The 12,273-nt window shown below is 60.6% G+C and carries 3 protein-coding genes; all 3 read left to right on the top strand.

Annotation, left to right across the window (positions count from 1 at the left end):
* Nucleotides 1–64 precede the first annotated feature (64 nt).
* The 3 genes from BFQ00_RS13990 to BFQ00_RS13980 are packed head-to-tail and all read left to right on the top strand — an operon-like array spanning nt 65 to nt 12,263.
* A complete protein-coding gene (locus BFQ00_RS13990; protein ID WP_065933835.1) occupies nt 65–2,887 on the top strand; it encodes a Tc toxin subunit A in 2,823 nt (940 codons plus the stop codon).
* 2 nt (nt 2,888–2,889) lie between these two features.
* Nucleotides 2,890–7,710 (top strand): Tc toxin subunit A-related protein, encoded by a 4,821-nt coding sequence (locus BFQ00_RS13985; protein WP_065933834.1) that lies wholly within the window; start codon nt 2,890–2,892, stop codon nt 7,708–7,710.
* A complete protein-coding gene (locus tag BFQ00_RS13980; protein WP_065933833.1) occupies nt 7,707–12,263 on the top strand; it encodes a SpvB/TcaC N-terminal domain-containing protein in 4,557 nt (1,518 codons plus the stop codon). The genes BFQ00_RS13985 and BFQ00_RS13980 overlap by 4 nt, the downstream gene beginning before the upstream one ends.
* The last annotated feature ends 10 nt before the right edge of the window (nt 12,264–12,273 follow it).

Here is a 12,273-nt window from a genome sequence, read left to right as displayed (position 1 = left end):
TCTGCGTGATAGCGTTTTTCATTGCCCGCCGGACCCATCGGCGGGCGTGAAGGAACGTACGAATATGCAAGCCGACAGCAGCTCCTTGCTCGCTCAATTGATTGATCACTCACGCCCTCCCGCCCCCGGTCGGGACGATTTCAACACCGCGCTGCAGCGCCTCGCCATTCACTCGGTATTCGACATTGTGCGACTCGGCGAAAAGGCCTTTGCAGAGCAACTGGCCACCTGCAACGACGACGATGCCCACGCGGTGTACCTCAAGGCTCGCAGCGCTGCTGCGCAACTGGAAAGCGTGTTTCGCGAACAGCAAGTCTCGTCGGACCGCCCTTCCCGGCGCGATAAACGCGATGTCGCCGCTCAAGACGGTGCCACCTACCAGGCGTTGTTCAAGGAAAACCACGAACAGTTCTGCGCCAGTTCGTCCATTGCAGCCGTCGATTCGCCGGCCGCCTACCTGCGCGCGCTTTATCTGTTCGCCCTGCAACTGGAACAGAATGCCAAGGGGGCGGACGCGGTCAAGCTGGCCGAGCGCCGCGCGGACCTGAAGGATCTGTTGATCGACCCACACAGCGTCGCAGGCCAGGTGCCCATGCTGTCGATCATCAATCACACCTTGCTGCGCAATATCGCCGGTGCCAACGACAACGACACCTACACACGACTGAGCAAAACCTGGTATCCCTTTTCATTGCCGTATCATTTTCACCACCAACAATGCCGGCTGGGCTTGTCGGGCGACAGGCCAATGCTGGGTGAGTTGAACTATCGCATCAGTCGCCAGTTACCCCTGGCCGCAGAAACCAGCACTTACGGGCAAGTCGTTACCCACAATCACGATGTTCAATGCCTGTTATCCGGGCTGAGCCCTGAACAACAGGCGATGCTCAAAAGTGACCTGGCCTCGGCGCAGGATGCCCAGACTTTCTATCGGACGTACTTCAACTGGACGGCCGCACAGGGCCCGGAAAACGTCACTGATTTTCTGCACCCTACGCAACTGGACGCCGAACAACTTCAAGCGCTGCTGGCACAACAGACACAGACACCGCGCAAATCGCCTTACTGCAAGCAGGACACCGGGCTCACTTACGGGGCCTGTTACATCAATGGCGCGACGGCCTCCACACCCGCGATCAGCCTGGACAACAAGGCCCCCGCCAGGCTGGTCAACCTGAGCCTCGAGCGCTTCGACAGGCTGCAACGCATGATTAGGCTGCAGCGCTGGCTCGGCCTGCCTTTCGCACAATTGGACACGTTACTGGTCAGTGCCATGCGCTGCGAAAACGCCGGCAACCGCGCGCTGCTGATCACCCATAACACCCTTCGGGCGCTGGGGGTGTTTTGCCATCTGAACAAGCGCTACAACTTGCAAGCCGAAGAGTTTGCCGCCTGGCTCCATCAGTTGCCCGTTCACGCCTCGGGGGAGCGCGTGTCACTGTTCGACCAGGTATTCAACCGTGCAGGTTCCGCCTTGCCGCCCCTGTATCTGGACGGCAAGGCGTTCGACGCTACCACTGCGCAACAACTCTGCGCCGGGCTGGGCCTGCAAGACACTCAGGATTCGCTGCAACTGCTGATCGCCGGTGGGCCTGCAACGCGTACGATCGAGACCGTCAGCGCACTGTATCGACAAGCGCGAATCGCCCGCCTGTTCGGCTTGTCGGTCATGGAATGCCAGCAACTGGCGCAGTTGCTCGGCAGAGCCAACGTTCTCACGCAACTGCGCAACCCGACGCTGCGTCGCAAGCCCAAGGGCGCGACAGACTTTCTCGACGTGCTCATGCACCTGGAATGGGCCAGCCGCTGGCTCAAGGAAAACGGCAACAGCCTGTCACTGTTCAGGCATCAGCTATTGCTTGATCAGCAGGTCCTGGACCCCGCCATCAACCTGCTGTTGAAAGAGTTCGTCGCCTATGATCAGGCTTCCGTCTCCACAAAGTTGAACCTGCTTGAACTGCCTCAACAACCCACTGACGAAACACCTCGCTTGCCCGCCGTTGACTGGCGATCCCTGACCCATCAGGTACTGCAACGGATGCGCTCGAACACGACCATCGAGGTGGCGCTCGACCAAGTGCTGGCTCGCGTTGCGATCAGCACGAACGCCACACGCACAGCCTTCTTCATCGAACAAACCAAACCCATGCTTCGTAACCTGGTGAGCACAATACGTGACGAATTCTGGGCGCTGTACGGGCGCCTCAAAGATATCATCCACGCCGTCCCCCAACTGCCAGGCAACGCCAACGGGCATCAGAAATATGACCATCATGGCCATTTCCTGCGCTTGTACGCACCCGATGCCCCACCGCTGCAAACCCTCGGCTATCTGATCTTGCTGCTCCCTCACGCCGTTGACGTTCTGCAATGGCCGATCAGCCGCCAGGCGCTGGATCAATTCCTGATAAACCCGCACTGGCTGGACAGCGATCATCAACCGTCCTCGTTACTGGAACTGACGCCGCACACCCTCTACCTCATGCAGCAGTTCAACCATTGCATCGACCGCTTCGGCCTGACCGAAGGACAGATTCTCGATTACTTCAGACTGGCCAATACACCGCCCGGTAGCACGGCACTGAACACCAGTGACGAAACCAACGAGCATCTGGCCCGACTCTGTGGCTGGAGTGCCAGCGAAATAGGCGTTTTCAGCGGCCAGCTGAGCCCGCCCCGCATTACCTCAATGGATCGCCTGGACTGGCTGCTGCGCTGCCGCCACGCCAGCAGCGCCACCGGACTGTCCGCCACGCAGCTGATTGCCGCCAGCCAACTTAAAACCGACTCGACGTTCGCTCAATGGAAGGCCGTCGGCGAGGCGCTCACCAGTACGCATGCCTCTGCCGTTGACACCCTGTCCCCTTTTGACCTGCTCAAGGACTGATCATGTCGCATTCGCTTGACCACCAGCTTAATGAAAGCCTGCGCGACGCCATGCTCGCGTACTACCTCACCCATAAAGTACCTCGCTCCCTCAAAGCCAGAATCAACACGGCCGATGACCTTTACGCGTATTGGTTACTCGACGTGCAAGTCAGCCAGGCCGTGCCGACCAGCCCGGTCGCCTGTGCCGTTTCCAGCCTGCAGCAATACATCACCCGTATTCAACTGGGCCTTGAGCCGGGTTATGAACATCAGGGTATGACCGCGCAACAGAGCAAGGCCTGGCGCGAACAATTGCACAGCTACCCGCTCTGGAATGCCAGCCAGCAATTGCGCTACCACCCGGCCAACTATCTGGACCCGACGTTACGGCGTGACAAGACCGACAGTTTTCAACAGTTGGAAAACGATCTCAGCCAATACCGAATTCAAGCCGACGCCGTCGTCACGGCGGTGCAGAGTTACCTGGCCAGGTTTGAGGAAACCGCCAACATACGCACGATCAACGGCTATATCGACGCAGACTTGAGCAACCTGCATCGCGGCACTTATTACTTCATCGGCAAATCGAGCTCCGGGAACACCTATTACTGGCGCTCCCTGGACCTGTCCAGGCGCGCCGGCGCGGTGCTGTTGCAGGACGCCTGGTCGGACTGGAAAAAAATCAACCTGTCGGTCTCCGACGCTACCGCCGAGCAAAGCATCCGACCGGTGTATTTCAATAGCCGACTATTTTTCATCTGGGCCGAGTGCATCAAACCCACCCCAAGCAGTTCATTCAAGCCGGCGCGATGGGATTCAGAGAAAAAGGAACTTCTGGCCGATTGGATCAATACCCACTACGTCCAATTCCGGCTCAATTTCTCGTATGAAAAACACGATGGCAGTTGGAGCGCGCCCCAGGCGTGCATTGAGAAATACTGCGCGACCGAAGACGTCAACGCCTCGACCTCCGAGCTCCTCAAAAGCATTACGCAAACGGTGGCGATCGTCGATGACAACAGCACCCCTGCGCTTTTTTTAAGTGTCCTCGCCACCAGCCGCAAAGATCCCAAACAGCAGGATAATTTCATCGGCAAATTCTTCCAGGCCGTGCATATCGACCAGTCTTTCAACATCACCACCGTCGCCGATGGCGGTAGCCCCGAGCGCTACAGCGTGCTGCCCGACTCAGACGTGGACGAAGAAATAAACCGACTGCTGGAACCCTTCGATCCGTCCCAGAAGACCAAAGTGCAGGCCATACTCAGGGGCCAGACGCACAGTCCCAACGGGTATTACAGCGAACTGCTGCCTGACAGCGCCCGACACTTTCTCGCGCTCTTTGCGCACAAGAACCAGGGCAACTTGCAGTTCAAGATAACGCCGACGCCCGACTACACTATTTCCATAGCATCGCAGAAGATTTTCCAGGACAAGGCGCATTGGAACCATGAAAGCAACCAGGCAAAAATAAAAGACACCGACAGCACTCAGGTTTTTTTTGATTCAAACACCCATGAACTCGTGTTCTCTTCGACGCTCAGTGACCGCTTCCAGCAGCCGTACACCGTTACATTAACCAAACCGCAGGGTGCGACCATCACGCTGGTTACCCACGATGCGCTGGATGACCCGACGAAGACTCAGCTTAAACTGAGCAAGGGCTCGACCATCACCGGTGTCTCGACAGAGTTTAAAACCGACTTTTACGCCCTGTATTTCAGAAATCCGATCACGCAGGAAGAGTTCCCCAATGCTGTACATCATGCTGACAGCGCACTGTTTGCCCCTGTAACAACCGCAAAAGAACCAGACACCCTTTTGTTGGAAAATCATTTCATCGAAAAAAACGCCTTCGTCAATTTATACACAAACAAACTCTTCCATTTCACCCTTAACCGTTACGGCGCTTTTTCCGAGCCCGAGAATAAAATCAACAAGCTGCATTCACAGAATGTTTTGCTGACCAAAAAGGCAAAAGTGACCACGCCCCACTTGCGCGCCTTTAAACACGTCATCATGAGTGCGAACTTCAAAGACTACCCCTTTACCGAGACCATCAACGCCAACTCTCATCGCATCATCAACTTCCAGGACACGGCGCACGAAAGCCTCACCGGATCGAGTGCCGAATTACCGGCCGGGCATCGGGTCACGACGCGCATTCCGGTGACTCAGGAGCAGATGACCTCCGGCCTCACCCTGATCCATGGCGTGGTCACCCTTGAGCCCGAGAAAGACGGCACGAAAATCCTCGGCTATGCGTTGAATACGGCGGTCCTGAAACTGACAGCATCGGCTTCTGAGCCCATGCTCAACCCGCAACTGGCGCCGACGATCAGGAGGCTTGAGTCGGACAGAATCGGCACCGCTGAATTCATCGACTTCTCCAATAGCGGGGCAAGCCTGCCCGCCGGCCTGCCCGCCACCCTGCGCATGAATACCTGCTTTGCCGCAAAGCTGGTGCAGGCGGCAAATGTCAGCCTTGAACACCTATTCTCGTTAACGCCGGAAACCTGGCAAGAACCTCCGCTCACACCCGAGGGTAAAGCGCAAGGCATTGACTTCCGGGGGGCCAACGGCAAGTACTTCTGGGAGCTGTTCCTGTACGTGCCCTGGCTGATCGCCCATCGCCTGAATCAGGAGCAGCAGTATGTCGAAGCGCAGGCCTGGATCAGCTACCTGTTCGATCCGGGGCGAGCAGCCGATGCCTCCAGCGACCGGCCCGCCTTTTGGGGATTGCGCGAACTCGCCCGTGAAGAACGCCTGCCCGGTCACACCAGCCACGATCCCCACGAACTGGCGACACGCGCCCCCGTGTATTTTCGCAAGGCGATCTACCTGTTTTACCTGGACATCCTGATCAATCGCGGCGATGCCGACTATCGCCAGCTCACCCCGGACAGCCTGACCCAAGCCAAGCTCTGGTACACCCGAGCCCACCATTTCCTTGGCCCACGCCCCAGGGTCACCACCGCTGAACCCTGGGCGCAAATCACCCTTGCCACGTTGGCAACGGAGGGTTCTCAAGCCCTGAAAAAACTTGAGCAAACCCACCCCACCGTCGACATCAACCTGTCGATCGAAGGCGATGCACCGGCTTCGCTGACAGACACCGACAACCTGTGCCTGCCTTTCAACACCGAGCTGGTGGCGCGCTGGGACAAGCTCGAAAGTCGTCTGCATAACCTGCGGCACAATCTTGACATCACCGGCAAACCCTTGCGCCTGGCGCTCTACGCGGCACCGCTGTCGCCTCTCAAGTTATTGGCCAGCCAGGGCAAAGGGGCTTTCAGCGAAAGCGCGGCAGCGCCGTTCATGGACGCGCAGGTCGGCCATTATCGCTTCCAGGTCATGTTGGGCCACGCACTCACGGCCACCGAAGCGGTGATCCAACTCGGCAATACGGTGCTGAGCCTGATTGAACGCAAGGAACAGGCCGAATATCTGGAGTTGCAGCAACAACAAGCGTGGGACCTGGCCAACATCGTCGTGACCCAGCAGACCCAGGCGTTGCAGATCGACGGGAAGAACCGGGAGGCACTCGACGCCAGTCGCCGCATGATCGAGTCGCGGATGCATTACTACGCACACCAGCTCACCGAAGGCATCAGCGCCGGGGAGTCCCACGCCGGCTGGCTCTACCTGCTCAGCAACGGGTTCGACACCGCTGCTTCGGCCGCCGCCGTAGGGGCCGGCATCGCGATGGTGGCGCCGAATATCTTCGGCACCAGTGTCGGCGGCTCGCGCTGGGAAGGGCCGTTCTATGCCGCCCAAGCCCTGGCCCAGGGCGTTGCCACCGCGCTGCGTGGCGACGCCGCAGACCTGGATCGCTCCGAGCAATTCAACCGCCGGGCGCAGGAGTGGGCCCATGCCCGGGATCAGGCCCGACTCGAACTGGCCCAGGTCGATGCCCAACTACAAGCCTATGCCGAGCAGGAAAAAGCCACGCGCCTGCAATTGCGTCTGGCCGAGACCTCCCTGGCCCAGGCCTGGTCGACCTATCAATTGCTGGCCAGGCGCTTTTCCAAGGCACAGCTGTATGACTGGCTCAATGCCCAGTTGAGCAAGTTCTACTATCAAGTCTATGACCTTGGCCTCTCCCTGTGCCGCACCGCCCAGGCGTGCTGGCAGTACGAGATAGCGGACCATGAGCGCACGTTTATCCAGCCCGGCGCCTGGAACAACAACTACCGTGGCTATCTGGCGGGCGAAGCGCTGAAGCTGTCGTTGTTGAACATGAATTCGGCCTATTTGAACCACAACGTGCGGGACCTGGAGATCGTCAAAACCATTTCACTGCGTCACCGCGTAAACGAGTGCGAGGTCACCTCCCCCGCAACCGGCACCTTCCAGACGCCGCCCTCCGGTCCTGAGGACAAATGGACGCGTCTCAAACTGCAACTGGTCAGCAAAGGCAGGCTCTGCTTCAAATTGCCCGCAGCCCTGTTTGAGGAGGATTACCCCCGGCACATCCTGCGCCGGATCAAAGGCATCAGCGTATCGTTGCCCGCGACGCTGGGCCCCTATGAAGACATCAAGGCGATACTGACCCAGACCCGCAACGACATCGAACTGCCCACAGGCGAGCTGCGCACGGACATGCGTGCCCATCAGCAAATCGCCCTTTCCACCGGGCTGGACGACAACGGCCTGTTCACGCTCACGTTCGACAGCAACGAGCGTTACTTGCCGTTCGAATACACCGGGGCCATTTCCGACTGGACCCTGGACTTTCCCAACCCGGACCGGCAGAAAGCCGTGCTGGAATCGATCAACGATATTGTCATTCACCTGCGCTACACCGCCAGGGTGGCCGCTGCCGGCGGGGGCCAGGCATGAGCGACGATACTCACAACCTGCAGGTCAATACCCCCGCAATGCCCAAGGGCGGTGCCGCTATCCAGGGCACCGGCAAGGGCTGGGGCGATATCGGTTCCAGTGGTACGGCAAGCCTTGAGATTGGGTTGCCGATCTCGGCCGCGCGCGGCTATACGCCAGCCCTGTCGCTGACCTACCAGAGCGGCGCCGGTAACGGCCCCTTCGGCCTGGGCTGGGGCGTGCACCTGGGCGCCGTCAGCCGACGCACCGCCCATGGCGTGCCGGGGTACACGGTGGACGATGCATGGGTGGGTCCCGACGGGCAAATCTGGCTGCCGGAACGCGACGCCGAGGGGGCGATCATCAGCAGCACCCTTGCATCCTTCAATGGCTTGCCACTGCCGCGCGCGTATACGGTTACCCGCCACTTCCCCAGGGTCGAGACCCGCCTGGACCTTATCGAACACTGGCAATCGGCAGACGACACGGCGGGCTTCTGGTTGCTGCGCGGTGCCGATGGCAGCCAGCACTTTTACGGAAAAACCCCGCTGGCCCGGATTGCCGATCCGGACCAGGCGCACCATGTGGCGCAATGGTTGTTGCAGGAAAGCCTGAATGCCCACGGCGAGCACATTTATTATCACTACGTCAAAGAAACCGACACCACGCGCTACCCCAGGGACTGCCGTGCCCGGCATTACCTGGAAAGTGTCTGCTATGCCAACTTCAGCGCCAGGGAGCAGGAGCAGCTTTACCTCTGGCAGACCGACGATAAACCGGACATGGGCTGGCACTTTCAATTGCTGTTCGATTACGGCGAACGCGCCCTCGAACTGGATCAGCGGCCGACGTATCGCAAAATCCGCGACTGGCCGGTACGACCCGACCCTTGCTCGGATTTTGCCTACGGATTTGAGTTACGCACCCTGCGCCGTTGCAGCCAGATCCTGATGTTTCACCACTTCCCCAAAGAAGCGCGAATGGGCGCCGACCCGGTGCTGGTCAAGCGCCTGCTCCTGGAATACCGCACCTCCAGCCATGTCAGCCTGCTGAGCGCGGTCCATGAGCAGGCCTACGACAGCGCGGGCAATTGCGTGAGCCGCCCGCCGCTGGAGTGCGCTTACCAGACGAGCCAGCTCAAGGTCGATCCGAGCCGCTACCAGGCATTCAGTGCATTGCCCAGGCTGCATGACGGCGCGCGTTATCAACTGGTGGACCTGTATGGCGAAGGCTTGCCCGGTGTGTTGTATCACGTAGACAAAAGCTGGTATTACCATGAGCCGCTGAGACCGCCGCAGCCACGCACCGGCGACGAGGTGAGCTACGGCGCGGCCCTGGAGTTGACCCGCGTGCCGGTCGCCGACAGCACCCGGCCCGTGCACCAGGCGCTGGCCGATGTGGATGGCGATGGGCGTCTGGACTGGCTGGTGGCGGGGCCCGGAATGCATGGTTTTTTCAGCCTGGACGAGCAGCGCAACTGGTCAGCCTATACGCCGTTCGATGCCTTCCCTTCGGAGTTCTTCCACGCCCAGGGCATGCTCGCCGACCTGATGGGGGCAGGCCGTCACGACTTTGCGATGATCGGCCCGCGCAGCGTGCGCCTGTATGAAAATCGCCGTCCTTCCGGCTTCGCCCCGCCCACCGAAGTGGCCCACAGGCCTGACGATAGTTTGCCGGTCATTTCCACCTCGCCCAACGAAGTGGTGGCGTTCAGCGATGTACTCGCCACGGGTCAACAGCATCTGGTGCGAATCCGCCACAACGAAGTCAAATGCTGGCCGAACCTGGGGCGCGGCCGTTTTGGCCAGGGGTTTGTATTGGCCACATTGCCGTTGCGGTATCAGACGTTCAACGCGGCGCATGTACTGCTCGTCGACCTCAACGGCGGCGGCGCGGCAGACTTGTTGTACCTGAGCGCCACTCACCTGAATATTTTCCTCAACAAGGGCGGCAACGGTTTCGAGACACAGGCGATCAAAGTCCCGTGGCCAAAGGGCGTGCAGTACGACGATCACTGCCAGGTCAGCGTCGTCGATGTGCTCGGCCTGGGCTGTCCGAGCCTGATCCTGACGGCTGTCCATCAGACCGCGGTTCATTGGCGCTACGACTTTTTCAACCACAAGCCCTGGCTGCTCACGCGCACCGACAACAACATGGGCGCCCAGGCGTCGATCAAATATCGCAGCAGTGCCCAGGAGTGGCTGGACGAAAAACGCGAGCTGCAGGCCCAGGGCCAACCCGCGATCAGCCAGTTACCCTTTGCGCTGCTGCTGGCCAGCCAACACACCCAGCGCGATGAAATTACCGGCAACCAGTTGACCCGCCGCATGAGCTACCGCCAGGCGTATTACGACCGTGTGGACCGCGAGTTCCGTGGCTTCGGGCTGTTGCTGCAAACCGACACCGACAACCCCAAGGACGCCCCCCTGACGCCGGGTTCCAGCGCACCCTTGCTCAGCAAGACCTGGTTCCATACCGGACGATCCCTTGACATGCCCTGCCTCGGCCGCAGCACGCACGACCCACACGCCAAGCCCCTCGGCCGCACGCTGGTCAGCCGCTACAGGGGAACGGCCCAGGCACGGCCGCTGGATCATCATGACGATGTAGTCGGCGATCCTGCGCCGGCGCTGGCACGCGAGGCGGCCCGCGCACTCAGTGGCGTGGTGCTGCGGGTCGAGGTGATGGCGGCGGGCGGGGCGCACGATGCAGTGCCCTATTCCATCAAACACCAGCGCTACCTGGTGCGCGAACTGGCGCCGCCCAGCGCCCATACGCCCTACGCGCGGTTGCTGCCATTGGCCCTGGAGTCGGTCAGCTATCAATATGAAGGCGTGGCGGACGATCCGGTCTGCCAGCACCAGATCAACCTGCGCTGGGATGCCTATGGTTGCCTGGTGCATGGCGTGACCCTGCATTACGCCCGCCGCACCACCGCCGCCAGCCCGCCGCCCGCCGTGCTGGTGGATGAGCACCAGCAGCGCTGGTGGCGCGATACCCATGACGACGCGCAACAGTCCTATTACCTGAGCGAAACCCTGGCTGAGCCGATTCATCTGGACCACACACAGCAGTGGCGCCTGGCCTTGCCCTACCGCCAACGACATAACGCCCTGGTGCTCGGCAAGGCGCCGGCGCCTGGCGGTCTGGACCCAGCGCGTATCGCCTATGAGGTGTTCATCGACACCCGCGACGGGCCGTTGGCGGCAGGCGCCGGGCGAACGCTGAGCGGCTTGTCGCGCCAGCACTACCGGCAGGCCGGTGGTTTCGGCAAAACCCTGGAACCCGGCGTCGCCACGGCCCAGGCATTGCCTGACTACCTGGAAACCGCCGAGCTGGATGACCAGGCCCTGAGCGTCTACAACGACATTCCGAGCATGCCCAACCAACCCAGGGTGGACCTGGTGCAAAAGCTCACCGACAGTGGCTATCACACCATGGCGATGTTTTTCCTGTTCGATGGCGAGGTGGCGCCCGCGCAAACCCGCCTGTGGTCGATACGCCGCCACTTTCCCCGCTATGACAAGCCCAGCCGGTTTTGTCGGTTGAGGGCGCTGCGGGCCACCGAGGCTCACGGCGAAACGACACTCCAGTATGACCCCTACTCACTGCAGACCCTGCTGGTAAAAACACCCGACGGCTGTGTGACCACCGCCGAATACGACTATCAATTGCTGCTGCCGACAAAAATCGTCGACCCCAATGGCACTGTTCAAGAAGCGCGTTATGACGGTTTCGGGCAGTTGCTCGCCAGCAGTTTCCACGGCCATGAACAGAACCTCCGGGTGGGCTTCGCCGACCTGCAAAGCGACCGCCCGCGCCATGATGTCACGCCCGGGTCGGCCATCGAACAGGCGCACAGCGTGTTGCAGGACATGGCCAGCGCGCACTGCTACGCCCCGTTCAGTTGGATGGGCAGTATCGACCTGGCCCTGGTCAAGCCCGAGTGGATCAGCAAGGCGTACCTGCTCCCCGGCGGGCATATCCGCATGGGCGCGCGGGCGCGCCTGAGTGCTGCTCGTCACACCCTCGGCGACAGCGAAAAACAACTCAAGGCGTTGATCGACAAGGCCAGCCGCACGCCGGTCCATGGGCTCATGTTGCAAGCCGACCGTTACCCCGGCGATGCCGAACGCCAGATTCGCATGACCCTGACCTGCTGGGATGGCTTCGGTCGTTCGTTGCAGACCCGGCAGAAGACCGAACCGGGCCCGGCCCACGCGGTCGACGCCAAGGGCAACCTGTTGGTCGACGACCTGCCGGATGCCGCCGGCACCGTGAAGAAACAGTTGCGCAACGTGCAGGCCGACCCCCGCTGGCGCGTCAGCGAGCGTGTCGAATACAACAACAAGGGCCTGGTCATACGGGTCTACCGCGCCTACTTCACCAACAGCCACGCCTATGTCAATGATCACGCCATGCGCGAACTGGGCCACAGCGACCGGCAATGGTACGACCCCCTGGGACGCCCGACCCGGACACTGACGGCAGGAGGGTTCATGCGGCGTACCACCTATTGGGCCTGGTACACCGTCAATGAGGACGAAAACGACACCTATGAAGAGCTGAACTGACTGATCGTTC

It is taken from the genome of Pseudomonas sp. 28 E 9 (genome assembly GCF_900004785.1).
GTDB lineage: Bacteria > Pseudomonadota > Gammaproteobacteria > Pseudomonadales > Pseudomonadaceae > Aquipseudomonas > Aquipseudomonas orientalis_A.
This window is presented reverse-complemented; position numbering and strand designations above follow the sequence as displayed.